Origin of the sequence: Pelomonas caseinilytica (assembly GCF_021353235.1) — a bacterium.
Lineage (GTDB): Bacteria > Pseudomonadota > Gammaproteobacteria > Burkholderiales > Burkholderiaceae_C > Pelomonas > Pelomonas caseinilytica.
Window position 1 is genome coordinate 1 of the sequence record NZ_JAJTWT010000010.1, and the last position, 24,427, is coordinate 24,427.

Consider the following 24,427-nt stretch of genomic DNA (forward strand, 5'->3'; position numbering starts at 1 on the left):
GCCAGCCCTCCAGAACTCCCAGAAATCAATTGCCATTGAATTTGATTCTGGGAGTTCTGACCATCGGCATTCACCCCGCATCACCAGTGTTCATGCGGGTTGCGGGCGTTTTGCAGGGCCGACGAACTAGAAGAGCAAGTTTTACGCACACACAAATAGCGCAACTCGTAATCAACATCCAAAGCATGCGCATCAAACCACTTCGCAGACATACGAGGATGCAAACAAGATGTTGAACATCAATGCATAGATAACAGCAGCGCTAATATTAAAGAACTCGTTAAATCGAGCTGAATCAATGACTTAGCGAAAACAAGCGCCAACGATGCCAGCCGAGCCCGATACTCCCTTGACGCGGACCCGGCGACCGCCATACCATACTCGAACTTCACCGGTATTGCGAATTGCATCGCTTGGTGACGGCCCCTCGGCGATCCGGGGGGTGGCAGGGCGCCGCACCCCGAGAAAGGAGCGTTCGGACGGGCCCTAAACGAACAAAGCCGCCAGCTTTTCAGTGGCGGCTTGGTTCAGGTGGGTGGGGCATGCGCCTCCAACGACACCTCTCTTGGCGGAGAACCACAGTCTATGGGCTGTGGGGGTGTTGGACAAGGCGTGCCCCGTGTTTCAACGTGAACCTGGGAGATGCCATGCGCCACTGCATGTATCCGCAGGCTGTCCACGTGCGCGAGTACGTTCGCTTCCGCCTCGGGCGGATCGAGAACGTCTGCGAGCACTGCCGCAGCCACCCCGGTCAGATGGACCTGTTCCATCCGGCCAATCGCTAACCAACCCGCCCCGGCCTCGCGCCGGGGCTTCTTTTTGCCCAGCCAGGGCGACAGCTGGTGCCGCAGGCGGGTCGATGGGCCGCTGGTCGCCGCACTCCCAGCCATCAGCCAGGGCCTGCGTCTGGGAAATATGGCGTTTTCCCATAATTTGCCATCGCTCTGATCCTGCGCGGTTGCACATGCGATCGCCGCAGGATGAAGAGTTCGATTCACACCGAGAAGTACGCGCTGTTTCTGGAGGAGCTGAAGGATCTGCGGGCCCAGGCCGGTCTGAGCCAGACCGAGCTGGCAACACGGCTCGACGTCGGCCAGGACCTGATCAGCCGCAGCGAGGCCGGCAGTCGGCGGGTGGACGTGTTCGAACTCGCGCTGTGGGCCCATGCGTGCGGCACCACGCTGGAGGCCTTCGTCCAACGGCTGGACGAGCGCATCCGCAGCAACCAGTTGCCCGGCCTGCTGGGCGAGGCAGGGCAGGGCGCGGGGCACTGAAGGCGCCCACCGGCGGTCACGCGTCGGCGACCGCAGGATTCGATTTCGCTGGCTTCGGTTTCGCCTGCTCCATCAGTTCGCCGACAGCGGCAATGACCCGCAGCGCATCCTGCCGACTGGATCGGTGAGGGCGGCGTTTGGGCTTGGCCTTCGCGATGTCCAGCGGCGTGGCGGCCTGCTCGCGCAGCTCTTCATCGAGCTGGCGGACGAACCGCAAGAAGTCCACCCCCAACGCCTGCAGCCACCGGTGCAGTTCCATGACGTCCAGACGGCGCTCTCCCCGCTCCACGTTGCTGACCATCGCCTGGCTGTGGCCCAGCCGATCGGCCAGGTCTTGCTGGCGCAGGCCCCGTGCCTCGCGCAGCTCCCGCAGGCGGGAGGGCAACAGGTCGCTGTGGGGGCTGTGCAGGGTCTTGGGCATGAAGGCGCTTTCAACCTCTCACCGTACCTCAGCCGGCTGGATATACAAAAACCGAATTCGGCCGGTGCTGGCAGGCCCGCGGCCCTTCAAGGCCAGGCCGTCTTCAGCTCCAGCAATGTGCCGTTGAGGTTGCGCAGCACGAGCACGCGCGCAAACCGTGTCTTGAAGACGGCCGCGCGGACCTGGTCGGGGTCGTCGAACCAGGTGGACATCCGGTGGCCGTCGATCGCGATGACCAGCCAGGCCTCGTCGCAGCTGCGGCGGTAGGCGTCGAAGTTGCCTTCCTTTGCGTCCAGCGCGCGCTGGACGTCGCTGAGGGCCAGTGGCTGCAGCCAGGTGTGGCCGGCGCCGCCAAAGAAGCTCTCGGTCAGGCCGTCGTAGCGGGCGACGCGCACGTAGTCGACCTCGGCGGGGAAGCCCGCGACCGTGCGCCAGGTCGGCTCGACGAAGCGGACCAGCTCGCCGTCCGTCGGGATATTGGCCGCCACGATCTCCGCGATGGCGGCCGCCAGCGGCTGGACACGGTCGCGATGCATCGTCACGTCCTTGAGGTGCACCTGGCAGTCGACCGGCGGGTGGCCCGCGCGGTCATGCAGCGCCTTGGCCGCGTCGATGACGTCGTCGCGCCGCGCCTCGCGGGCCTGCAGCGGCAGGAGCTGGCCGTCTGGATCGCGGTGCAACTCGGTGATCTCGATGCCGAGCACCCGGCCGCCCAGGTCGACCAGGAAGTCGGGCTCTTCATGGGGCAGGAGGGTGCCGCCGGGGAAGCCCGGCAGCATGGCTTTGACCCGGTCCAGGTAGTGGCGTTCGAGGTCCTTCTTGGCGGTGCGGGTCATGGGGCGGGGGAGGGCGGCGATTTCGTGGCGATTTTGAGGGTCGGGACGACGTAAACAGCTAAATACAAGGTCTGGCCAAAACGGACAGACGAAAGGAGGAGATGAACATGATCATTGTTTTGCGTCATTACGGCTTGCCGTTTCTGAACAGCACTGACGCCGTGCTTGTGGCAACGGGTTCGTTGCATCACATCGTGCTGCTCAAGGTGTAAACGGCAGGGCAGTGCCATTGGCACTGCCAGCGCCGGCGGCCCAGCCGCCCGGCGCTCCATCGCCGGCTCGGCGTGCAGGCGGCGCGCGTTGGTCTGGCGCAATTGAGCCGCAGTGCTTGATGGCCGTCGTGACGGTAGCCTGACGGCATGAGATTCTTTCGCTACGCCGAAACCGCACCGGACGGGAACCCGACCGGCCGAGAAGTCGTCGTCCAGGGACGCGAGCTGGCGCCCATGGGGTTCGCCGCGCTGGCTGAGCGGACGTTGGGCCGGGCTTCGCCGCTGACGCTGACACTGCTGGGCGCCGAGGTTGTCGAAAGCTCGATGGGCGATGTGCCCAAGGGCGGCACTGGCACGTGGGATACGACGGTCAACACGGACCTCACGGTGCGGCACATTGGCTTGGTCAGGGGAGGCTGGCTGCCCGCCGGGCTGGCATTGGAGGCAGGCAGCGTCATCATGATCGACCGTTGCACGCTGACGGACTTGAAGGGCCGGTTCAAGCAGGGCGGCTGCGGCCAGACTGGCCGGGATTTCGTGGACTGGCTCAATGATCCAGATGCGCGGCTGAACCCGGTCTTGCTGGCGCTGGAAGGCAACCAGCGCGAGTTCCCGTCGAGGGCCGACATCCACGCGCAGATGGAGGAACACATCGCCCACCTGCGCCAGCTCTTGCCCAAGGCCACGGTTATCGGCGACGCCCCCGACGTGATGGAAGCCATCACCACGTTCGCGCAGGAGCAGCAGGCGCCCTCGGAGCGCACCATCCAGTTCCTGCTCGCCTCGGCGCCGCTGTTGCGTCATCAGGTCGGCCGGGACCGCTTGCCGTGGGTGCTCAGGGAGATCGCCTGCACGGCGCTGCGCTGCGGGCTGTCTCTCACCGACATGGTGGTGGTCTGCGCGATCAGCGCCGCGGCGGTGAACAAGGGGCGCAATTCAGCCAAGCATGCCTTGAAGTTCACCCAGCCCAACTACACCCGCCAGGATGCATTCAATGCCATGGCCGACCTGCGCGGGCTGAAGTCCTTTGCGAGCTTGTTGGGGCTTGTGCCCAACGAGCGCCCCATGCTTTGCACGAGCGACAAGGACCTAGCCCTGGTGTGGGTCGGGCTGAACCTGTCGCAGTTCGAGTTCGGCAGCGGTCCACCCGCTGTCAAGGCGCAGCCTGTCGAAGCGTTCCTTCCGCGCGCAGCGGGTCTCGTCTTTCAACAGCTCGTGGCCGAAATGGCACGCTAGAGGCGCTGCGGGCACGGGCCGAACTTGGCGGTCAAGGCCTGGATGGCGGCCTTGTCGGTCGAGCGCCAGATCTCGTCAAGGCCGCGCTCGGGCTTGGCGTACGTGCTTGAGAGGTGCTCGCGCCACCGGCAGGTGCAGACCGCGTCCGCCGGGCGCTCACGCAACTTGTCCCCGAAATCGGTGCTCTCGGTGCCCTTCACCCAACCCGCTGGGGTCAGGTGCCAATCGGTCCATTCATTGCTCGCAGACATGGTGCCTCCTCGGTTGAGCGGGAAGGGTAGCCAACGTCGGGTCCACCTACCTAATTGCGCCGCGGTGCAATCGCGCGGGCGCTTCCGGTGGTAGCGCCCGCGCCCCCCGGGTGGCCACTGCAGTGCGTCAGTCGAGGGGGTGCCGCGGCCCTGGCTACAGTGGCCATTCCCACACTCAACCCCTGCGCATGACCCAAGCACTGCGACCCGTTTTGCCCGTCGACATCCCGCTGGAGGAGGGCAGGCCGGCGCCCGACGGCACGGTCTTCATCACGCTCCCAACGTTGGACGCGCTGGAGCAGTTCTGGCAGCAGCACCGGGATCGGCTCCCTTTCGCGTGCGAGGGCACGCCGAACAGGGAGCCGACGTTCCTGAGGCCCTACCAGTGGATCTTCGGCCCGTCCAAGGCGGCGGTCGCCGCCGCGGCCATGCGCTGGGGCAGCTCGGGCATCGGCTGCGAGTTCTACGAGTGGGCTGCGCTCGAACCCGACGACCATGAGGCCTGGTTCGCGGGGCTTGAAGACCACCGCACCACGGCGACGGCCGCGGGCGCCTGGACCGAGGACGACGAGGCGGACTTCCAGCGCCGCACGCGACAGACCTACCGGGGCTGGTGGCGGTTTTGCAATCTGCCGAACGGGCAGGACCCGGGCGAGTGGTTTTCCCCGGGGTCAGACCATGTCGAGCTGATCGATCCGCACCTGCCGCGCGCGGCCGTCGAGGCACAGCTGCTGTGGGAGACCTTCGACAGCTGGGTCGACGCCTACCCGTCCGACATCCAAGCCCACGACGCCGCCGGCGTGGACCAGACCATCGCGTACTGGCGCGCTGAACAGGCGGCCGGGCGGGGCTACTACGGCGACGAGAACGAGCAGGCGCCGGCGCTGGACGCGAGGCACTGAGCGACATGGGCAAGGTGATCTATGCGGACTTTTCGGCGGTCCCGACGCTTGAAGGCCTGACGGTGTTGCGCGACCAGACGATCCGACGCCTCCAAAGCCTCGTCAAAGGCCTGGCGTTCACCGATCCGGCGGGCCGGCGGGTCGCGATCGAGGTCAAGGTCGACATCGCCAATCCCCAGCGTCCCGACGTGTTCTACAACGCCAGCGCCAAGCGACAGCCTTGGGGCGGCTACGAGGTCAACCTGGGCGGTGGGATGCTGCATCGCCTGGACATGATGGCGCAGACGCTGGCCGCGGACCCCACCGTGTTGCGCGGGAACCGCCGGTCCAGGCTACTGGACAGCCAGGCCAGGGCGGGGGGCCGCAGGCAGGTGATGGCCAGCTTTGCCTATTCCTTCCTGGTGGACTTCGTGTTCTGGCACGAGGTCGCGCACATCACCCGCGGCCACACGGACTGGATCTCCCGGCGCGGGCGCGGCGAAGGCCTGGCGGAGTTGCACATGACCCCGAGGGACGAGGCCGAGGCCGCGGACCTGCGCGCGCTTGAAGGCGATGCGGACCGCCAGGCCGTGGGATGGGCGGCGGCGAGCTTCGACGTGTCGATCCAGCACAACCCATACCTTCGCTACCAGTCGGCGGTCGATGCTTTCCACGACTTCGGGTATCTGACCGTGGCCTTGTTCATGCTCTTCGACGCGTTCCAGAACCATGCGTCAGAGGCGCTGCGCACCCACCCGGACAATCACCACCGCCTGGCGTTGATGGTCTCGCACGTCGACCAATACCTCAGCAAGCACCGAGGGGATGCCAGTCGCGCGCTGCACGAAGCCGCGGCAGAGGGCGGACGGCGTGCGCTGAATCAACTGCTGCATGGCAACCGACGCGAGATTGACGCGTGGGCGCTGCTGCGTTTCCTGGGCGAACTTGAGCCCACCATCCAGCGGCTGGGAGTCAGGGAGCTGCGGCTCAGCCCCGACGTCGTTCCCGGCGTCACCTCGTTCGAGCTGCCCTGGGTGGCCTGAAGCCAAGCACCTGCGCCAGGCACCTGCCGCGAGTGCCTGCTGCGGATTCCTACTTCGCGAATGCGCGGTTCAGGATGTAGGCGATGCGGGCCCCGGCCTTTGCCAGCTGCACCGGCACGGTCTCAATCGCCTTGTTCACGTAGACCGAGTTCAGGGTGAACTTCTCGGTGCCGAAGTCGTCGTTGTTGCACTGCCAGTTGGGTAGGCCGCCATCCGCAATTCAGGCGTATTCGAATTTTGTATACGGCGGCACGGGCGCTACCGTCAGGGCGTCGTTGAACCGAGGGGCAGCCTCAGCCATGACGGACTCGCAGGTGTTGGCCGCCGTGCCCTGGGTTTCGGCCCTGGGCAGTTGGCTGCTGGTGGGCTCGCTTTATACCTCTGGCCCTGTCGCGCAGGCGCTCACAGCATTGAGCCTGGTCTTGCTGCTGGCCTGCCTCGGCGCGCTGCTGACGCGCTTTCCGAGGCGATGAGTTCGAAAGAATCGGGCGCACTGCAAGCAGGTGGGGCCATCTTATTTCGCCAACCGTTCAGCGCAGTTCGTCGCCAGCAAAGGGTTTACGCCGCGGCCGAAAGGCGCAAAGTCGCTAACTAAACGGTTGACGGTAAACCGTTGCGGCCGTGCGCCTGCAGCGGGAGCGTTCGGTGGACACGAAGGAGAGTTGCTGACTGCTTGGAAAAAGCGGCCGTGCTCATCTAAATCGAAGGGTCCATCAACTCGTGAGAGGAGCGCTATGAAAAAGGCGAAGCCGAGGTCCGTCACCACACGTTCCTCGGCTTCTATTCGTACTGACTCGTCGACCGATCCGTAGCGGGATTTTTCGACTGCCTGAACAGTAGGCCGTGCGCGGTGCACTGTCAAGGCAGCGGGGCGGCTCACGCCCAAAATTTCGGTCCGACGAGTTCCTCCTGCCGATGGCAGGCATGCCTCTGACAACTCCCAAGGAGATGTCCATGAAGAACCGTCAAGCCACCGCGGCCGCAACTCCGGCCGCCCCCCAAGTCCCCACCCGGTCCGCAACGCGGACTCCACCTGCCAAGCCGAAAAAGCGGCATCCCCGCCCCGGCGTCCTCATGCGCGGCGCGCTGACCGAGGCTTATGACCTCAGAGGCAATTCGCGCGGCAAGCTCTGGCTCCAGTACAGCGCCCATGCCCGAAAGGACATGGCCTTCACCACGGAGCTGGCCTACACGCACTTCCTCTACACCGAGTCCTCATTCGACGTCACGCAGGTGAACTACGCGCCGGCCGATGAGGTCACACGCGCCGTCGGCGCTGCCTTCGTCGACTACGTCGACGTCAAGCTCGTGCTCGCCAACGGAGAGACAGTCTGGCGCCACATTGGCGCCGACGAACCCTCTCAGTCAGACCAGGACAGGCTTCGCGAACTCATGCTGGTGTTGCACACGGTCAAGATGCCCGACGGGGCGCTCACGCCGCGGCTTCAAACGATCACCCCGCGGCAGATCGTCGAGTCGGAGCATCGCATCCGCAACTGGCACCGCATCGCCAGTTGGCTGGCCGCGGCGCGCTACTGGAACCTGCATGACCACGAACTCGCGGTCGCGGCATTGCTGCGCAGGCGAGGGCGGGTCGAGTTCCAGGACGTTCTTGCTCTTGGCGAAGGCGGCGAGCACAGCGGCCTGTATGGCGCGGCGCTGTTCAAGCAGCTGCAGCGCGGGGCCTACCGCAGCAACCTGTTCGACGCGACGTTCACGCTGCGCTCGACGTTCTCCGAACTGCAGGAGGCGTCATGAGCCGCAAACGCCTCACCTTCAAAGTCATCCCAGCCGAGCATCGCGACACGTCCCGTTGGCCGAAGATCGACACCTCCGCGCTCTCGCAAGAGGACCAGCAGCGCGTGGAGCGGCTGATGCCCGCGGTGCAGAGCTATCTCGACACGGGCAGGCTGACGGCGGCGGCGGCTTCGGCCGGCATCTGCAACAGCGCCTTGCTGGAACAGGTCGGCCGCTGCCTGACGCCCTTGGCGGATGGCAGCGTGCTGGGCTGGGCCGGCCTGGTGGCCCAACTGCGCGTCAGTCCCTACCTGCGCTCCGCTGACCTGCCCGCCGGCGCCAAGGCGAGCCAGGAGGGCGCCGCAGGGGCATTCAAGCGGTTCCTGGCCGAGCATCCCAAGATCAAGGACGCGTTGGACAACGCCATCCGCAAAGGCCTGGGCAAGGGCAACGCGCGTGCGGCGCACACCCCGGCCAAGGCCGTCTGGCGCCTGTTCAAGCGCAAGGTCGAGGAGGTGATCACCGACGAGACCGAGTACCCGCGCAACCAGATCAACTGTGGTCGCCGTTCGGTCGAGCGCTACGTCAAGGACATGATCGCCAGCGACGCGCGGGCACGCCGCACGGCGGTCGGCGCGGCGACCGCCCAGGCTTTGGGCAGCGTCGGGTCGGGCGAGCATTCCTTCGACCTGGTCGGCATGGATCAGGACCTGATGGGCATCGACGCCCACCACATGGACTTCTTCGGCAGCATCGAGATCGAAGGGCCGGCAGGTCCCCAATCGATCGCCGTTGAACGCATCTGGGTCTATGTGGTGATCTGCATGAAGACCCGGGCCGTTCATGGCTACTCCGTCTCCATCCGCACCGAGCCGGTGGCCGAGCAGATCGAGCTGGCGCTGGACATGGCCAGCCGGCCGTGGGCGCCGCGCGAGATCAAGATGCGCGGGGTCAGCTACTGCGAGGGCGCAGGGTTCCCGATGGGCTGCGTCGACGGCTTGACGGTGTTCGCACCGGCGGCGCTACGCATGGACTCCGCCATGCAGAGCTTCGCCAACAACGTGCTGCAGCGTTCACGCCGGCGTCTGGGCTGCGCGGTGAGTTACAGCGCGATCGGCGCCTGGTATCACAACGACACGGTGGAGCGGCTGTTTGGCACGCTGGAGCGCCGCTGGTTCCACCAGCTGCCGACCTCGGTGGGCACCGGGCCCAAGGACCCCAAGAAAACGGACGGCGCCGCCGAAGCCGTGCGGCTGCGGGTGAGCTGGGACGAGCTGCTGGACGTCGTCGAGATCGCGATCGCCAACTACAACGCTACATCCCAGCCCGGCCTGGGCTACCGATCGCCCCTGGAGGTGCTGCGTGCCAACTACGAGGTCGAGCGACAGCGCTTTGTGCCCCGCCCCGTGATGCCGGCGACCATGCTGACGCCCCGTCTGGGCGTCGCCATCGAGCGGGCGGTGGTGCGCGGCTCCTGTCGGCCGGGACGCATGCGCCGGCCCTACATCCAGGTCGACAAGGCGACCTATGCCAATCCGCAACTCGCCGCCGCGTTCGACAAGATCGGCGAGGGCGTCATCGTGCATGTCCACATCGAGGACATGCGCACGGTGGAGGTCTACCTGGAGAACGGCACCTACCTCGGCTGGATGACCGTGCAGCACAAGGGCTGGCGCCAGACCAAACACTCGCGTGACGTGCGCAAGCAGATCAACCGCCTGCGCGATGCCCGGGAGATGGCCGACACGTCGGACGACTTCGTCGCCGATTTCCTCAACTACCTGGCGGACAAGGCGGCCGTCGAGGCGCGCGAACGACCCCAGCGGGTGTCGGAAACCGCCACGCGCCTGGCCGACACCCTGCGCAGCTCCGGCGCGCAGCTGTCAGACCTGCGCCAGCGCAAGCCGACCGAGGTTCATGTGCCGCTGCGCCCGGTGCCGGCGCTGTCGCACCTGCCCGCTCCCAACTGGGACTGAACAACGCCATTGACTGCTTTTTCATTCACCGACGGGCGACCGGCGCAGGGCGCCGGCGCCCGTCTCAAGGAGATTTTCATGACCACGACTGCCCCCACTTTCATGCCCACACCCGATGACGAATCGGGCCGCCGCCACAACCTGCGTTGCGCCGCGTTGAGCGACCCGGCCGTCCGCCAGGAGCTGTATCACCGCCACCCCGTCGTCTGCAACTCGCTGATGGTGATCACCGATCCCGTGCGCCAGGTCTATGAGGCCATCGCGCAATCGGTCGTGCATCGCACGCCCGGGTCGCCTTTCATCGGGGACTTCCGCATGGGCAAGACGCGAACCATTGGCGCCGTGCGCCGCCAGTTGCAGAAGACCTTCCCCAACGTGCCCGTGGCGCTGCTGATCGCCAAGCAGCACGACAACCCGTCTGAGCGCGCCTTCTTCGGCGACGTGCTCAACGACTTCCGCCACAGCGCGGCGTTGTCGGGGTCGGCCGCGGAGCGGCGGCTGCGCCTGCTGACCATCATCACCAGCGCGGCGATGTCGATGGGCAGCGATCGCTACGTCATCTTCATCGACGAGGGCCAGAACTGGGACCTGCAGGAGTACGTCTGGCTGCGCGACCTGACCAACGACCTGGTCGAGCGGGGCGTGGTCTGCATCGTCATCGTGTTTGGGCATTCCGAGCTGAACGCGCTGCGTGACCGAGTGATCAGCTCGGGCCGCACCGACCTGCTGGGCCGCTTTTTCCTGACGCCCCGGCCCTTCCGGGGCTTGTCCAACGTGGCTGAGCTGCGCAAGACCCTGGAAGCGTTCGACCGCCGCGAGCGTCACGAGTTCCCCGAGGGCAGTGGCGTGTGCATGGCGGAGTTCTTCATGCCGGTGGCTTTTGAGGACGGCTGGCGCATGGCGGCGGAGGCCGACGACCTGTGGGCGGCGTTCCAGCGCGTGGCCTCCCGCCGCGGCCGCACGGCCGGCAACATCGGCATGCAGTGGGTGATGTCCACCATCCGCTCGATGCTGTTCAGCGGCATGGATGCGGACGCGCCGGGCTTCAAGTTCGGCGTCGAAACGCTCGTGCAGTGCGTGGAGTCCAGCGAATACGAAAGCTCGCTGCAGTGATGGCGGCCGCCCCCAGCGGCCTGGGGGCCCTTCGGCTGGTCGATGGATGGGCTGTCGCTGACAGTTGGTTCGCACCTCAGGAGGGCCCCTTCACCATGGTCGCCAAGTTGCTGCTGGCCAACCAGACTGCGCCGCGGGCGATGCTGCGGCAGTTCGGATTGGCAGGCCAGCAGCATCCCACGGTCGGCTCGCGCAGCCTGCTGGATCCTGCGTGGCTGCAGCGCTGCACCATGGCGCCGGATCTTGCCGCGCTGATTGGGGCGCGGTCGTTTTCGGCGCTCAGCCCGCAATGGTGCCGGTCGCTGGCCGACGACCAGACGTTCCGGTACTGCCCGACTTGTCTGGGCCAGGGCTACCAGTCGGTGCTGTGCCAGATGAGCGGCCTGCAGCGTTGCCCCATCCACGACGAGCCGCTCATCGCGCACTGCCAGGCCTGCGGCGCGGCCACGCCGCCCTATGCCGTCACGGTGGAAGCCTTCGAGCAGCCGATGGTCTGCTGCGAGTGCAACGAGCACTTTGCGCCCATCTGGCGCGTCGAGCCCGGCGCCGGCTTCACCTGGAGCGCGGTGCAGGAGGAGGGCGCCTATGCCCGCCTCGCCGGGTGGGTCCAGGGCGTCGACGGCCTGCAGGTGAAATGGCCCGACCATCTCAACTGGCTCGGAGATCCGCGCGGCGGCAGGGCGCTGGTGCAGGAGCACCGTCGCAGCGCGACCGCGGCCGCCTTTGCGCATGCGGTTCGCGCGCCTCGACGGCTGGGCGACGTCGCCGTCAGGGTCTTGGACTTCATCAACCCACCGACCATTGCACCGATGAACCCGCCGACCGGCCAGCAGGAGAGGGCAGTCGAGCCTGCGCAAGGAGGGCGCCTCGCCAGGACGTCGATCTACAAGTCGATCCGGCGGCATGTCCGCCGGATCGCACGCATGCCCGGGGAGCTTCAGATTCCACGAGACCATGGCGAGCTGGTGTGGAGCAGCGACTTTGCGCTGCTGATGCCGCGCAACGCGCGCGTGAACCCGGTGCTGCACGGGTTGCAGACCTGGCGGCTTCGCTTCGAGGAACACCTGAACCTGGAGGCGCCGCTGCGCTCATTGGCGCTGCGCCCGGCGCTGCTGGACTGGCCCGTTGAATGGCAGGCCAGCGATACCGCCTGGGGGCACTTCGTGTACGAGTGCCTGCGGCTGGACATCGGCATGGCGCGAGCGCTGCACCGGGCGATCGGACCGCTGGACTATGGCCGGCCCGGCGACCGCGCCGCGTGGCTGGAGCTGATGGGCCTTTGGTATCACCGCTTCAATCCGGCCGCCCGGCTGACGCCCGACGGCTTGACCGCGTTCAGGCGCCCTGCCGGCTCTGGCGCGGACATCACCCATCTGGTCGCGGCCGAGTCGGCCGTGTGCGCTCATGACACTTGATGTGCTCGAGCCCGTGGTTTGCCAAGCCGAGCACTTCGTGGCGCCGGCGGGGCTGGACGGCGCGCGGGGGGCGCGCCGCATGGATCCACAGCAAAAGCGCACCGGTGCCAACACGGATGCCGAGGCGATCCTCGAATGGCTGTGGATCAATCCGAACAAGCGCCATTCAACGATGCAGCAGCAGCGACGGGCCGCCGAGCGGTTGTTGAACTGGGCCTGCCTCGTGCGGCGCAAGGCGCTGTCGTCGCTCGACGAAGACGATCTTGCGGCCTGCCGGCTCTTCGCGGCAAATCCGACGCCGCCGGCCGACTGGATCTGCCGCCCGGGGACCCGACGGCTGTCCCCAAAATGGCGGCCGTTCAACAGTCCGCTGGCCAGGGTCACGATAGACGGCGAACTGCTGGTGCTGCGGTCGCTGTTCGCCTGGATGGAGGCCGTGGGCTACGCGCGCATGCCGACGGTCAGCGTCGCCTACAAGTCCAGCCCCGGGCAGCTGAGTGCCGTGGCGACGTTCGTGACAGAAATGCCGGTCATGCCGTTGAGCAAGCCCGGGTGGGACTGGGTGGCCCAGGGCCTGGCGACCTTGAGCCTGCAGAGCCGGATGGCCGTGGAGTTGATGTACTTCACCAACCTCGGGAGAAGCGATGTCATGCGCCTGGGCATCGGCGATTGCATGGAGCCAGTGGAGGCTGGTCCGTGGCGGCTCGTCGTCACGGGCTGCACGGGTCAAAGACGCACCGTTGAAGTTCCAGCGCCGTTGGGTTGCACGCTGCGGGCCTTCTGTGACCAGCTCGGCGTAGCCCCTGGCCAGCTCGCCAACCACGCGCGGGAGTTCCCGGGCATCGTCCTGGCGCCGCCGTGGGTCATGCGCCTAGTCTCAGTGAGTGCCTTCCGCCTGGCTGCCGGCCTGGCCCGGCGAGCCAAGGACTTCGATGTCGCCATGGAGCTGGCCTCGGCGGGCTGCAGGAATCTGAAGGATGCATTTGCGCTGCACAGCAAAGGCACCGTGCTCCGCGACAAGTTCAAGCCCAAGCGCAAGCGCAAGCGCAAGCGTCGAACCCCAGAACAAATGCAGGAAGCTCGGCTGGCAAAACCTCAAGTGCATGCCGCGCCTAAATTGCCGGCTGCCAAAGTCGTTGAAAAGCGTGTGAGTTTGAGCGATTTGAGGCAGCAGTATTCGCCCGCGCTGGACGGTCAGCTGAGCCTGCCGTTCACGTCCAACCAGGGCCGGCGAAGCCGCCGGCTTGCATAGCTGGCGAGACCTTCTATGCTTGGTCGTCAACTCTCGCCAGCAGCCGATTGCAGCGGCGATTTGCGACACAAAACACCGACTCGGCGGTGCCACATTCCAGTCGGTATTTGTTGTCGCAGAACCCCGCCAAATCACATCGCAGTAGGTACTTGTCGTCGCAAACGACTGCGACACAAAACACCGACTGGGATGCGAATCAAGGCCAGTCGGTGTTTGTTGTCGCTAGAAGGGCTGTTCGTTAGGGCACTTGTTGTCGGACAGCTTTTTTGAGTGCCGTCGGCAGCGTGTTGCCGCATCTGTGTGATTTAACATAATGCACATTGTCGTCAAATTGACTGCCGTCCGAGCAGCCGCCTTTCCCGCGCCCCTCGCGGCCCTCATGGCTGCTGCAAGCGTCGATGGCCCAGACCACAGTCGGGCTGAGATGCGCACGCCTCTCAACGACCACCATCGATCGCTTCGCCGCATCGCGATAGCACGGCTCTGGCGCTCTAAGGCTAAGGCGGCAAACAGCCGTGACTTTGCGCTTGCGGAGTGAGGGCATCGCAGGCAATCACACGCCTCCGGTTGTCGCGTCGGCTCAATTCGCCGCGAAGCAGTACAACAAGCCCGCCCCGCCCGTGCTGACCAGCTTGGGCTGGCTGCAGCCGCGGCTGCCGTGGGCGGCGTTCCAGCTGGCATTGCCGCCGCCCGTGCGGTCGAAGTGGCCGAGTTGCACCGAACCGTCCTCGGCGCCGCTGGTGTAGTTGCGGCAGGTCTTGTCCGCGCCGTCCGGGAAGGCACGGCCGTCGGGCGTGGAGCCGGTGATGATGTCGTGCTCGTTGGGCGTGTCGCCGGCCGCCTTCGGGCGCTCGCCCTTCTCGGTCAGCGCGGTGTTGCGCGTGAGGTTGCTGCCGAGCTGGGCCTGCTCCAGTGTGTCGCCGTGCAGATGAGCCACGTCGCGGGCGATGACCTGGCCGCGCACGTTCGTCCACGGGCCCTTGCCGATTCGGTCGCGGGCATTGACGGCGTTGGGGCCTTGCGTGCTCAGGTAGGCGCGCCAGGACTTGTAGGGCGTACCGATGCTGTCGGCCAGCTTCTGGCAATGGGCGTCGGCGCCCGCGAGTCCGCCGTAGTTGGCGCCCTGCCCTGCGCCAACGCTGGTCACGAAGAAAGTGGCCGGCGGTGGCGGCGGCGCGCTGGCCGCAGCAGCCGGCGGAGTCTGGGCCTGAGCGGCCCCGGCCGCCAGCAGGGCCGCCGCGATGCATGCGTTCTTCATGGGCAGGCTCAGTTGTTCCGGTAGTCGTCGTGGCAGGCCTTGCAGGTCTTCTGCAGGGCGGCGAGTTGCGCTTTCACGGCGGCCACGTCGCCGCCCTGGGTCACGCGGGCCAGCTCGTTGGCTTCCTTGCTGAAGGCGGCCGCAGCGGCGCCCACGCCGGCGCCGTCGGTGAACAGACTGGCCTTGACCGTGGTGTCGCGCCAGCCCTTGCCGGTCTCGGTGCCGGCCGGGAAGAGCACGCCCAGGTTGCTGTTGGCCAGCGCAGCAATGACACCCGCGGCGCGGGCGGCGTCGTCCTTGTTGTAGCTGCCATCCACATTGGCCTTCACGCGGGCCGTGCTCCACGCGATGGTCTGGTAGGCGGACTGGCGCCACTTGATGAGCTGCTCGGGCTTGGGCGCCTGCTGGGCTTGGGCGGTGGCGGCCAGCGTGAGCGCGGCCAGGGCGATGAGCTTGGTTTTCATGGTCTTGGGTGGTTGACGAAAGGGACTACTTGGCACGCCCGGTGAAGCCCTGGGCCAGGGTATCGATGCGCCAGGCCGCGCCGCGGCCGACGACAAAGAGCTGATGCTTGTCCGGCCCGGCGAAGGCCAGGTTCTGTGGCTGCTTCGGCAGCGAAATGACGCCCAGGGCCTGCCCCTTGGCATCGAAGACCTCGATGCCCGCGCTGCTCGCGACGTAGAGGCGGCCTTGCGCGTCGACGGCCAATCCGTCAGCGCCGCTGCTCGGGCCGTTGGGTGCGTCGATGCGCCAGCCGGCCAGCCGGGCGAAATCGCGGCGGGGGCCCAGGCTGCCGTCGGCGCGGATCTCATAGGCCAGCACGTGCTCGCCCGCGGTGTTCGCCACGTAGAGCGTCTTCTCGTCGGGGCTCAGCTGGATGCCGTTGGGGCGGGTGATGTCGGCCGCCAGGCGCTCCAGCAGCCCCGGCTTGACCCGGTACACCGCCGGTGGTGCCACCTCGCCCACTGGCGCGGGCTGGTTGGCGTTGCGGCCCGAGTCGGTGAAGTACACGCTGCCGTCGCGCGCGACGACCAGGTCGTTCGGCCGCCCGAAGGCCTTGCCGCCCCAGCCGCTGGCCAGCGTCGCCGCCTTCGCGCCCAGTGTGCCGACGCGGGTGTCGTTGACCTGCACCGCGACGATCTCGCCCGCCGCGTTCAGCCCCAGGCCGTTGGCACCGTTGGTGTCGCGCAGGTGGGTGCTGAGCTGGCCATCGGGCGCGATGCGGGTGATGCGGGCGTCCTGCGTCTCCGTGAAGACGAGGCTGCCGTCAGGCAGCGCCAGCGGGCCCTCGGTGCCCTTGAAGCCGTCGCCCAGCACGACGATGGGCGTGCCGGCCGCCACCACGCCCGGGATGGCGCTCGTGCGCGTCGGTGCCGGCGCCAGGGCCTGAACGGCCTTCAGCGCCGCGTCCACATTGGCTTCGGGCGCCAGGCCGCCGACGGTCGCCACGACGCGGCCGTCGCGGCCGACGACGAAGCTGGTGCGCTCGGCGCGCGCATGGGTGATGTCCTGGCCCTTGGTGGTCTTGCGGCCGGCGGGTGTCTCGCTGAGCTGGATGTCGAAGCCCTTGGCGATGCGCCCGTCGGCATCGGACGCCACGGTCAGGCGGCCGGCGCAGGTCTCGGGGTCGGCCGAGAACTCGCGCAGCCGCTCGATGCCGTCACCCGACACGCCGATGATGGTGGCGCCCGCAGCCGTGAAGCGCGGCAGGTTCTCGGCGAAGGCATGGGCCTGCAGGTTGCAGCCGCCGGTGAAGGCCGCCGGGTAGAAGTAGACGACGACGGGCCCCTTGGCGAGCGCCGTCTGGAGCTGCACGTCTACCGTCTTGCCGGCCAGCGCCGCGGTGGCGCGGAAGTCGGGGGCGCTGTCGCCGGGCTTGAGCGCGGCTTGCGCGGCGCCGGCCAGCAGCAGCAGGGCGAAGGCGAAGGTCTTCATGGAAGGGCTCACGGGAAGGGTTTGTAGGGGTCGTGACACTCGTTGCAGGCCAGCGCAATGGCCCGCGCCGCCTGCGCGGCCGCTGCGGCATTGCCCTGGGCGAGGTGGGTGGGAATGGCCGCGGCCTGGCGCTCGCCGTCGCGCGAGAGGGCGACCGCATCGGCCGCCGGATAGTCGCGCTCGAAGTAGCTGGCCATGTCGGCGTAGAGCGTCTGCAGCGCCTTGGCATCGGCCACGGCCTCGGTGTGGCGGCCAGCGGCGAGGTGCTTCTGCACGCTGACGCTCTTGTTGTCGATGGCGCGCATCCACACGCTGAAGTCCAGCCGGGTGGCGGCCTGCGTGAGTGGCGCCGACAGCAGGGCCGCGGTGACGAGGAGTCGGACCTTCATTTCTTCTTGTAGACCTCGTGGCAGGTCTTGCAGCTGCGCGTGAGATCTCCCAGGCGGTCCTGCGCCGTGTCGTAGTCGCCCGTCTCGATGGCCGCGACGATGGCCGCCGCGTGCTCGCGCGACTTGCGCGAGAACTCCACGCCGCGGGCAGCGTCGGCCTTGGCGCTGAAGTGGCCTTCCACCTGCTGGAAGTAGCTGGCCAGCTCCTTGGCGTCATCCAGGGCCTTGCGGTCCTGCAGGCTGATGCGGGAGTCCAGGTTGTGCAGGGTGTCCTCGGCCTCGCGCATGTCGTCGGCGCTGAGGTCGACCGCGGCGAAGACCGTGCCGGCCACCAGCAAGGGCAGCAAGGCCGTAGCAGTCGCACGCCATATCAAGCGAGGATCTCCTTGACGACGTCGCCAAACACGGTCGTCGCCTTCTCCGCACGCCCCTGATGCGCGAACACCAGCTTCTTGTGGTTGAGGCCAAGCTGCCACAGCAGCGTGGCCTGCAGGTCATACGTGTCGACGATGCCGCTTTCGGCACGCAACCCGATCTCATCGGTCGAGCCATACGTCCCCGGCTTGATGCCACCCCCGGCGATCCACTGCGTGTAGCCCCACGGGTTGTGGTCGCGCCCGTCGCCGCTCTGGCCGTAGGGCGTGCGGCCGAACTCGGAGGCCCACACCACCAGCGTCGTGTCCAGCAGGCCGCGGGCCTTCAGGTCGGCCAGCAGCGCACCCACCGGCTGGTCCACCTGCTTGCACATCACCGCATGGTTCTTCTCCAGGCCGTTGTGGGCATCCCAGCTGTCCACGCTGTTGTCCGGCGCGCCGGAGATCACGTGCACGAAGCGCACGCCGCGCTCCACCAGCCGGCGGGCGCGCAGCAGCGCGGTGCCGTACTCGTCGGTCTCCTTGGTACCGATGCCGTAGGCCGTGCGAGTTGCGGCGGTCTCCTTGCTCAGGTCCACGGCCTCGGGCGCGGACACCTGCATGCGGTAGGCCAGGTCGTAGCTCTTGGCGCGCGCCAGCAGCTCGGTGTCGCCGGGGTAGCGGGCGGCGTGGTCGCCGTTGAGTTGGCGCAGCAGGTCGAGCTGGGCCTGCTGTTCCTTCTCGGTGATGCCTTCGGGCCGCGCGAGGTGCAGGATGGGCGAGTCGCCCTTGCGGAAGGGTGTGCCCTGCAGGGCCGCCGGCAGGAAGCCGCTGCTCCAGATCACCGCGCCTCGGCCGCCGCCGGCCGCGCCCACGCCGGTGGGCAGCACGACGAAGGCCGGCAGGTCGGGGTTGGCCGAGCCCAGGCCGTACTGCACCCAGGCGCCCAGCGCCGGGCGGCCCGGCACCAGGCCGGCGGTGTGCAGCTTCAGCGACGCGATGACGTGGGTGCTGCCCTCGGTCTTGCTGCCCTTCAGGAAGGCGATGTCGTCGACCTGCTTGGCGATGTTGGGCAGCAGGTCGGACACCCAGGCGCCGCTCTCGCCGTGCTGCTTCCAGGTGCGCTTGCTGGCGTAGAGGTTGCCGACGCCGCCGTCGGTGGCGGTCTTCAGGTCCTTGCCGAAGCTGTCGGGCAGCGGCGTGCCGGCCAGCTTGATCAGCTCGGGCTTGTAGTCGAACAGGTCCAGCGTGCTGGGCGCGCCGGCCATGTGCAGCCAGATGACGGCCTTGGCCTTGGGCGTGTGGTGCGGCTGGCGCGGGGTGGTGGGGTCAAACAGCTCGCTGGCGAAGGCGGCATTCAGGCCACCGAAGCTGCCGAAGCCGAAGGCCCCTGCGGCGGCGGCACCGGCGGCGGTGCCCAGGAAGTGACGGCGGGAATGATGGTGATGGCTCATGGCGTCAGGCTTCAGAAGCGATAGGTGAATTCATTGGTGTTGACCAGTGTGTGCACGAGGTCGACGAAGGCGGCGGCGCGGGCCTTGCTCGGTCCCTTGGTGGGAGATGCACTGGCAACCGTAGCTGGCGTGCCACCACCGTCATCGGGCGACTCGCCCGGCGCTGCGCTCTTGCGCTTGGCGGCCTGCGCATCCAGGTGGGCCAGCAGGGCCTGGCGCTCGTAGCGGTCAGGCTCGCGCTGGTAGGCCGCCTTGTAGAAACCGTCGATCTGCTTGGCGAGCTTGGGGTCCACACCCCAGCCGTCGGGCAGGTGCGCCTTCTTGACCGAGGCCAGTTGCTCCGCCTGCAGCTTCTCCTGCGCATTCAGGAAAGCCACCAGCTTCTCCTTCTCGCCGGCCGTGGGCTTGCGCGAGAACAGGATCTCGTAGGCCCGGTCGATCTGCGCGCTCTCGCTCGGGCCAGCTTCCTGGATGACGCGGCCCGCCAGCGCCTGGCTCCAGCCCAGCACGAGGTCGCTGTTGACCAGGGCGAGGGCCTGGGGCGCGGTCGTCGTCACGTCACGCTTGAAGTGCGGCGACTGCGGGTTGGCCCAGTCGAAGGTCTCCAGCAGCGGATAGGGCGAGTTGCGCAGCACGAAGACGTAGAGGCTGCGACGGTGGTGGTCGCGCGGGTCCTCGGACGTCTGCCAGCGGTTGCGCTGGCCGCCGATGTCGAAATTGGGCGGAATGGGCGGGTAGACCGCCGGGCCGCCGCGCTTTTCCTCCAGCAGGCCGGAGGCGGCCAGCAGCGAGTCGCGCAGCTGCTCGGCCTCCAGGCGCTGGCGCGGGAAGGCCCAGAGCAGCTTGTTGTCCGGGTCCTCCTTCACCTCGCGGGCCTGGCTGGCCTGGCGGTAGGTGCTGGACAGCAGGATCTGCCTGTGCAGGGTCTTCACGCTCCAGCCGTTCCTGACGAAGTCGGCCGCCAGCTTGTCGAGCAGTTCGGGGTTGACCGGCTTGGCGCCCGTCTTGCCGAAATCGGCCACCGTGTCGACGATGCCGCGGCCGAAGAACTGGCCCCATTGGCGGTTGACGAAGACTCGTGCAGTCAGGCCGTTGTCCGGGCTCACCAGCCAGTTGGCCAGCGCCGTGCGGCGGCCCGAGGACGTGGCGGTCGGCTGGATGGGCAGCGTCGTGTTGTCGGTCAGCAGCGCGGGCAGGCCCGGTTGCACCTCCTGCAGCGGCCGGTCGTAGATGCCCTTGAACAGCACCTTGGTGGGCGGCGCATCCGGCCCCAGCTCCACGATCGTCGAGATGGCACCCGGGTCCTTGGGCTTGAGGTGGTCGAACTTCTTCAGCTGCTCGCCCAGGGCCTGGTACTTGGCGTAGGCCTCCTTGTCCTTGGTCTTGAGCTGGTTCTCCGCATTGCGCGTGCGGCCCTGCATGGTCCACAGGTTGCGGTGGTAGATCCAGCGGTCGTAGGCATTGCGCTCGGAGGCCGGCTTGTTGATGGACTCGCGCGTGGCGGGCACGAAGCCGGACAGCCGGTCGCTCTCCAGCTTGTCGATGGTGGGCTTGAGGATGGCGTCGCGTTGCGCGCGGATGTCCTGGGTCGCCGCCTCCCACTTGGCGAGCTGGGCGTCGTACTCGGCCTTGTCCTTGCCGGTCAGCGGCGAGACGTCGTCCTTCCAGCTGGTGTTCGAAAAGAAGGCCTGGAACTGGTAGTACTCCTGCTGCGTGATCTTCTCGGTCTTGTGGTCGTGGCACTGGGCGCAGCCCAGCGTCGTGCCCAGGAACACGGAGGCGACCGTGTCGGTCAGGTCGTTGGCGACCTCCTGCTTCTTGAGGTTCAGGTCGCGGGCATTGATCTCGTCGGGCAGGTTGCGCAGGAAGCCGGTGGCGATCAGCGCCTCGGGCTGGCCGGGCCAGAGCTCGTCGCCGGCGATCTGCTCCTTCACGAAGCGGTCAAAGGGCTTGTCGCTGTTGAACGCGTTGACCACGTAGTCGCGGTAGCGCCAGATGTTGGGCCGCGTACCGTCGGTGTTGTAGCCGTCGCTGTCGGCGTAGCGGCTCACGTCCAGCCAGCGACGGGCTTGGCGCTCGCCGTAGCGGGGCGAGGCCAGCAGGCGGTCCACCAGCTTCTCGTGCGCCTTGGGCGACTTGTCGTTGACGAAGGCGTTCACCTCCTCGGGCGTGGGCAGGATGCCCCAGGCGTCGAGCGTGGCGCGGCGGATGTAGGCGCGGCGGTCGGCCTCGGGCGACGGGGCGATGCCCTTGGCCTCCAGCTTGGCGAGCACGAAGGCATCGAGCGGCTGACGCACCCAGGCCTTGGCCTTGACGGCGGGCGTGGGCAGGTCGGCCTTGAGCGGCGTGTACGACCACGGGCGCTCGCTGCCCTTGACGAAGCCGCCGGGGGGCGCGTAGTCCTCGGCGGGGCTGAGGGTGGCGAAGCCGGCCAGCAGCGCGGCCAGCGCGAGGGGGGCAAACCGGAAATTGAGTTGAGGCACGGGGGTCTCCGGGGAGATGAACTGATGGGGTCAGCGCAAAAAGCGCGCCAGCGAAAAGGGGCGGTTCCAGGGCAAAGGCAGCCCAGGCCTGGCCGCGGGGCAACAGCGCTGCTGCGGCGCTGTTGCCCCGGCAACAGTGGCCTTACAACTTCGCGCTGAACTGGATGCCCACGCTGCGCGGGATGGCCGGCGTGTAGCTGGTGCTGCTGATCGAGCGCACCGTGTTGTCGTCGAAGAGGTTCTTCACGAGCAGCGTCACGTTGAAGCTCTTGTTGCGCGTGCCGATGCCGATGCCCGCATCCACCGTCGTGCTCTTGGGCACGACCGAGTAGCGCGACAGGTTCACGTCGGAGTAGTAGGACGACGAGAACGCCACATTGCCGGTGTAGTTGATCTCCAGGTCACCCCAGGCCGGCTGCCGGTAGTCCAGGCCGACATTGCCCGTGTACTTGGCCGCACCCGCCAGCGGCTGGCCGCTGATGTCCACGTAGGGCGCCGAGCCGGCGAAGCCGTCTTCGACCCGCTGCGCGGCATTGGGGAAGGACTTGTACTTGGCGTCGTTGTAGGCCGCGGAGAAGCGCACGGTGAGGTTGCGGATGCCGCCGTAGACGCCGTCGATCTCCAGGCCCTTGACCTCCACCTTGGGCGCGTTGCCCGTGGCGCTGGTGTAGTAGCGGGTGCCGTCGTTGGTCTGCGTGGTCGTGTAGACGTCCACCAGGCGCACGCTCTGTTGGTAGTCCTTGATGCGGGTCAGGAAGACGTCGGCGTTCAGGATCAGCGTCTTGCTGAAGAGGGCCGACTTGACGCCCAGCTCGAACGAGTCAGTCTTCTCGGGCTTCACCGGCGACGACACACCGTTGACGAACTGCGCGATGCCGGCCTTCTCCCCGTGCTGGTAGGAGGCGTAGCCCGTGACGTCGCGGTCGAACTTGTAGCTCGGGCTCAACACGAGCGCGGGCTGGGTCTTCTTGAAGGGCTCAGCCTCGGTCGTGGGGAAGAGCACGCCGAGGTTGGCCTGGCGGATGGCCTTCGCATCGGCCACCTGGCGGCGCTGCGCGGTGGTGAGCGCGGCGTAGGTGGCGACGTTGAAGTACTTCTGGGCCGTGGCGTTGGCCAGGGCAATCTGCGCGGCACTGTTGGTCGCCAGCAGGTCGCCGGTCGCACTGGTCGCGAAGCCGCCCAGCGGCACGCCGTTAACGCTGACCGGGTTCAGCTCAGGCGCGCTGCCGTTGCTGGTGATGCGGCTGGTGCCGGTGTTGCGGCGGTCCTCGTGCGTGAAGCGTGCGCCGGTCGTCAGCGTGAGTTCGGGGCTGAAGTGCCAGTTGGCCTGGGCGAAGATGGCCGCGCTCTTGTTGCGGATGTCCTGCACGCCGGTCGGGCTGTTGTAGGAGGCCTTCACATTGGCCAGGCTGTTGCGCAGCAGGTCGCGACCGGCGCCGTCGGCGTCCAGGCGGCCGTACTGCGCGTTGCTCGCGAACCAGGCGCCGGCGTCGTTGCCCCACCAGCGGCGGTAGTCCACCTGGTTGTCCACGGCGATGAAGTAGAGCCCGGCCTGGTAGTCCACGAAGCCGCCCGGCGCCGAGGTCAGGCGCAGCTCCTGCGAGGCCTGACGGTAGTCGTTCCAGAAGCCGCCGGCATTGCGGTAGACGTCGAACGGCGTCGCGTCGTCGTTCACCGCATTGAAGTGGTAGTTCTTGAAGGCCGTGATGGAGGTGACCGTGTGGCCCGCGACCTGCCAGCTCAGGTCGGCCGTCGCGCCCGCGCTGCCGGTGACGAGGCCGCGCACGGAATCGGTCGTCAACGTGCTCTTGTAGTCGTCCAGCGTGTAGCCGGTGTTGTCCTTGAACCAGCGGCGCTGCAGGCGCTGCTCGTTGGTCAGGCTCGTGATCGGTGTGCCGTTCGAGTAGGTGGTCAGCGGGTTGGCCAGGGGCAGCGAGCGGCCGTTGGTCGTCTCTGCGGCGCGCGGCTGCAGGTCGAAGGCGAAGCGCGCCTTGAAGTCGGGCGACGGCGTCAGCAGGAACTGCACGCGGCCGGAGATGCGGTCGGTGTTGGTGTAGCTGATGTCGCGGTTGTAGGGGTTCTTGATGTCGCCCTCGCCGCGGTTGGCGCTGAAGGTGCCGCGCCAGGCCAGCAGCCCGTCGACGATCGGGCCACCGATGGCCGCCGTGGCGTACACGCCGCCGCGCTGACGGAAGGCCAGCGTGAAGTCGGCGGTGGGCGTGAAGCTCGGGCGCTTGGTCGTGAAGATGAGGTTGCCCACGCTCGCGTTCTTGCCCAGCAGCGTGCCCTGCGGGCCGCGGGTGACCTCGATGGTGTCGATGTCGACGAAGTCGAAGCTGGAGGTCAGCGCGTTGTAGGCATATGAGACGCCGTCCACGATGATGCCTACGCTCGGGTCCTGGGCCTCGGTCTGGCCGATCTTGCCGATGCCGCGGATGGAGATGGAGCTGGTGCGCTGGTTGCCCAGGTTCCAGCTGACGTTGGCGGCGCGCTTGGTGATGTCGTCGATGCCGACGGCGCCCAGGCGGTCGATCTCGGCGCCCTGGATGACCGAGATCGACAGCGGCACGTCCTGCAGCTTCTCGATGCGGTTGCGGCTGCGCACGGTCACGGCGCCGAGTTCCTGGGTCTCGGCGGGAGGCGGGGTCACCTCTTGCGCGAAGGTGCTGCCGGCAGCGAGCGTGGCGATGAGGGCGGTCAGCGGTTTGAGGCGATGGCGAGGAGTAGTCGTCATGAAATGAAGTGATCGGGGATGGGAGGGTTCGGTCACTTCTTTGCAGGGAGCGTGCCCAATGCGCAGGGCTTCTAAGCTGATTCGGTTCTCGTTGGCAGGCCTGTTTTTTGCGGGGTTTCCGAGGCTGGAACGCCCATCACGACCCCGCCGCCCCGACGGGCCGGTGGAGCGCTG

22 protein-coding genes are annotated in these 24,427 nt (G+C 67.4%); 11 read left to right on the top strand and 11 right to left on the bottom strand.

The genetic code is table 11. The annotated features are described in order from the left end of the window. The first annotated feature begins 629 nt into the window (after positions 1-629). On the top strand, positions 630-785 hold the full coding sequence (locus LXT12_RS20520; protein WP_233394163.1) for a hypothetical protein: 156 nt from the start codon (positions 630-632) through the stop codon (positions 783-785). Between the two features lie 195 nt (positions 786-980). Beyond that, on the top strand, positions 981-1,274 hold the full coding sequence (locus tag LXT12_RS20525; protein WP_233394164.1) for a helix-turn-helix domain-containing protein: 294 nt from the start codon (positions 981-983) through the stop codon (positions 1,272-1,274). Between the two features lie 16 nt (positions 1,275-1,290). Here the strand turns inward: LXT12_RS20525 and LXT12_RS20530 are convergent, their stop codons facing one another. Together LXT12_RS20530 and LXT12_RS20535 are read right to left on the bottom strand one after the other, a co-directional pair. After that, on the bottom strand, positions 1,291-1,695 hold the full coding sequence (locus tag LXT12_RS20530; protein ID WP_233394165.1) for a helix-turn-helix domain-containing protein: 405 nt from the start codon (positions 1,693-1,695) through the stop codon (positions 1,291-1,293). 86 nt (positions 1,696-1,781) lie between these two features. Continuing rightward, on the bottom strand, positions 1,782-2,531 hold the full coding sequence (locus tag LXT12_RS20535) for a hypothetical protein (protein WP_233394166.1): 750 nt from the start codon (positions 2,529-2,531) through the stop codon (positions 1,782-1,784). 359 nt (positions 2,532-2,890) lie between these two features. Here LXT12_RS20535 and LXT12_RS20540 point away from each other — a divergent pair, with 359 nt between their 5' ends. Beyond that, positions 2,891-3,979 (top strand): hypothetical protein, encoded by a 1,089-nt coding sequence (locus LXT12_RS20540; RefSeq protein WP_233394167.1) that lies wholly within the window; start codon positions 2,891-2,893, stop codon positions 3,977-3,979. Here LXT12_RS20540 and LXT12_RS20545 read toward each other — a convergent pair. Then, positions 3,976-4,230: a translation initiation factor 1 gene (locus tag LXT12_RS20545; protein WP_233394168.1), complete on the bottom strand. Its 255-nt coding sequence runs from the start codon at positions 4,228-4,230 to the stop codon at positions 3,976-3,978. The genes LXT12_RS20540 and LXT12_RS20545 overlap by 4 nt on opposite strands. Positions 4,231-4,418: 188 nt before the next feature. Here LXT12_RS20545 and LXT12_RS20550 point away from each other — a divergent pair, with 188 nt between their 5' ends. The 8 genes from LXT12_RS20550 to LXT12_RS20585 all read left to right on the top strand — a co-directional run bounded on the left by LXT12_RS20550 (position 4,419) and on the right by LXT12_RS20585 (position 13,647). Further along, a complete protein-coding gene (locus LXT12_RS20550) occupies positions 4,419-5,132 on the top strand; it encodes a hypothetical protein (RefSeq protein ID WP_233394169.1) in 714 nt (237 codons plus the stop codon). Positions 5,133-5,137: 5 nt separating this feature from the next. Beyond that, positions 5,138-6,154, top strand: coding sequence for a hypothetical protein (locus LXT12_RS20555; protein ID WP_233394170.1), 1,017 nt, complete (start codon positions 5,138-5,140; stop codon positions 6,152-6,154). Between the two features lie 299 nt (positions 6,155-6,453). Beyond that, positions 6,454-6,627 (top strand): hypothetical protein, encoded by a 174-nt coding sequence (locus LXT12_RS20560; protein ID WP_233394171.1) that lies wholly within the window; start codon positions 6,454-6,456, stop codon positions 6,625-6,627. Between the two features lie 481 nt (positions 6,628-7,108). Continuing rightward, positions 7,109-7,912, top strand: coding sequence for a hypothetical protein (locus LXT12_RS20565; protein ID WP_233394172.1), 804 nt, complete (start codon positions 7,109-7,111; stop codon positions 7,910-7,912). After that, positions 7,909-9,867 (top strand): Mu transposase C-terminal domain-containing protein, encoded by a 1,959-nt coding sequence (locus LXT12_RS20570; RefSeq protein ID WP_233394173.1) that lies wholly within the window; start codon positions 7,909-7,911, stop codon positions 9,865-9,867. Before LXT12_RS20565 ends, LXT12_RS20570 begins: the two co-directional genes overlap by 4 nt. 78 nt (positions 9,868-9,945) lie before the next feature. Continuing rightward, positions 9,946-10,980: an AAA family ATPase gene (locus tag LXT12_RS20575; protein ID WP_233394174.1), complete on the top strand. Its 1,035-nt coding sequence runs from the start codon at positions 9,946-9,948 to the stop codon at positions 10,978-10,980. A 95-nt stretch (positions 10,981-11,075) separates the two neighbouring features. Next, positions 11,076-12,395 carry a hypothetical protein gene (locus LXT12_RS20580; protein WP_233394175.1) on the top strand — a complete coding sequence of 440 codons (1,320 nt, stop codon included), beginning with the start codon at positions 11,076-11,078 and terminating at the stop codon, positions 12,393-12,395. Position 12,396: 1 nt separating this feature from the next. Further along, positions 12,397-13,647, top strand: coding sequence for a hypothetical protein (locus LXT12_RS20585; protein WP_233394176.1), 1,251 nt, complete (start codon positions 12,397-12,399; stop codon positions 13,645-13,647). A gap of 580 nt (positions 13,648-14,227) precedes the next feature. Here LXT12_RS20585 and LXT12_RS20590 read toward each other — a convergent pair. The 8 genes from LXT12_RS20590 to LXT12_RS20625 form a co-directional block, all read right to left on the bottom strand. After that, positions 14,228-14,905, bottom strand: a complete 678-nt coding sequence (locus tag LXT12_RS20590; protein ID WP_233394177.1) for a lectin — start codon at positions 14,903-14,905, stop codon at positions 14,228-14,230. An 8-nt stretch (positions 14,906-14,913) separates the two neighbouring features. Next, entirely contained in the window at positions 14,914-15,369 is a 456-nt protein-coding gene (locus LXT12_RS20595) for a c-type cytochrome (RefSeq protein WP_233394178.1), read from the bottom strand. A 25-nt stretch (positions 15,370-15,394) separates the two neighbouring features. Further along, on the bottom strand, positions 15,395-16,840 hold the full coding sequence (locus tag LXT12_RS20600; protein WP_233394179.1) for an SMP-30/gluconolactonase/LRE family protein: 1,446 nt from the start codon (positions 16,838-16,840) through the stop codon (positions 15,395-15,397). An 8-nt stretch (positions 16,841-16,848) separates the two neighbouring features. Beyond that, positions 16,849-17,229 carry a hypothetical protein gene (locus LXT12_RS20605; protein WP_233394180.1) on the bottom strand — a complete coding sequence of 127 codons (381 nt, stop codon included), beginning with the start codon at positions 17,227-17,229 and terminating at the stop codon, positions 16,849-16,851. Then, positions 17,226-17,576 carry a cytochrome c gene (locus tag LXT12_RS20610; RefSeq protein ID WP_233394181.1) on the bottom strand — a complete coding sequence of 117 codons (351 nt, stop codon included), beginning with the start codon at positions 17,574-17,576 and terminating at the stop codon, positions 17,226-17,228. Before LXT12_RS20610 ends, LXT12_RS20605 begins: the two co-directional genes overlap by 4 nt. A gap of 23 nt (positions 17,577-17,599) precedes the next feature. Then, positions 17,600-19,036, bottom strand: a complete 1,437-nt coding sequence (locus tag LXT12_RS20615; RefSeq protein ID WP_233394182.1) for a DUF1501 domain-containing protein — start codon at positions 19,034-19,036, stop codon at positions 17,600-17,602. A gap of 11 nt (positions 19,037-19,047) precedes the next feature. Further along, positions 19,048-21,519, bottom strand: coding sequence for a DUF1553 domain-containing protein (locus LXT12_RS20620; protein ID WP_233394183.1), 2,472 nt, complete (start codon positions 21,517-21,519; stop codon positions 19,048-19,050). A gap of 142 nt (positions 21,520-21,661) precedes the next feature. Then, entirely contained in the window at positions 21,662-24,253 is a 2,592-nt protein-coding gene (locus LXT12_RS20625; RefSeq protein ID WP_233394184.1) for a TonB-dependent receptor, read from the bottom strand. Between the last annotated feature and the right edge of the window lie 174 nt (positions 24,254-24,427).

Coding starts and splice junctions, on each gene's coding strand:
- LXT12_RS20525 (WP_233394164.1), top strand. CDS start 981: ATGAAGAGTTCGATTCACACCGAGAAGTACGCGCTGTTTCTGGAGGAG.
- LXT12_RS20530 (WP_233394165.1), bottom strand. CDS start 1,695: ATGCCCAAGACCCTGCACAGCCCCCACAGCGACCTGTTGCCCTCCCGC.
- LXT12_RS20535 (WP_233394166.1), bottom strand. CDS start 2,531: ATGACCCGCACCGCCAAGAAGGACCTCGAACGCCACTACCTGGACCGG.
- LXT12_RS20540 (WP_233394167.1), top strand. CDS start 2,891: ATGAGATTCTTTCGCTACGCCGAAACCGCACCGGACGGGAACCCGACC.
- LXT12_RS20545 (WP_233394168.1), bottom strand. CDS start 4,230: ATGTCTGCGAGCAATGAATGGACCGATTGGCACCTGACCCCAGCGGGT.
- LXT12_RS20550 (WP_233394169.1), top strand. CDS start 4,419: ATGACCCAAGCACTGCGACCCGTTTTGCCCGTCGACATCCCGCTGGAG.
- LXT12_RS20555 (WP_233394170.1), top strand. CDS start 5,138: ATGGGCAAGGTGATCTATGCGGACTTTTCGGCGGTCCCGACGCTTGAA.
- LXT12_RS20560 (WP_233394171.1), top strand. CDS start 6,454: ATGACGGACTCGCAGGTGTTGGCCGCCGTGCCCTGGGTTTCGGCCCTG.
- LXT12_RS20565 (WP_233394172.1), top strand. CDS start 7,109: ATGAAGAACCGTCAAGCCACCGCGGCCGCAACTCCGGCCGCCCCCCAA.
- LXT12_RS20570 (WP_233394173.1), top strand. CDS start 7,909: ATGAGCCGCAAACGCCTCACCTTCAAAGTCATCCCAGCCGAGCATCGC.
- LXT12_RS20575 (WP_233394174.1), top strand. CDS start 9,946: ATGACCACGACTGCCCCCACTTTCATGCCCACACCCGATGACGAATCG.
- LXT12_RS20580 (WP_233394175.1), top strand. CDS start 11,076: ATGGTCGCCAAGTTGCTGCTGGCCAACCAGACTGCGCCGCGGGCGATG.
- LXT12_RS20590 (WP_233394177.1), bottom strand. CDS start 14,905: ATGAAGAACGCATGCATCGCGGCGGCCCTGCTGGCGGCCGGGGCCGCT.
- LXT12_RS20595 (WP_233394178.1), bottom strand. CDS start 15,369: ATGAAAACCAAGCTCATCGCCCTGGCCGCGCTCACGCTGGCCGCCACC.
- LXT12_RS20600 (WP_233394179.1), bottom strand. CDS start 16,840: ATGAAGACCTTCGCCTTCGCCCTGCTGCTGCTGGCCGGCGCCGCGCAA.
- LXT12_RS20605 (WP_233394180.1), bottom strand. CDS start 17,229: ATGAAGGTCCGACTCCTCGTCACCGCGGCCCTGCTGTCGGCGCCACTC.
- LXT12_RS20615 (WP_233394182.1), bottom strand. CDS start 19,036: ATGAGCCATCACCATCATTCCCGCCGTCACTTCCTGGGCACCGCCGCC.
- LXT12_RS20625 (WP_233394184.1), bottom strand. CDS start 24,253: ATGACGACTACTCCTCGCCATCGCCTCAAACCGCTGACCGCCCTCATC.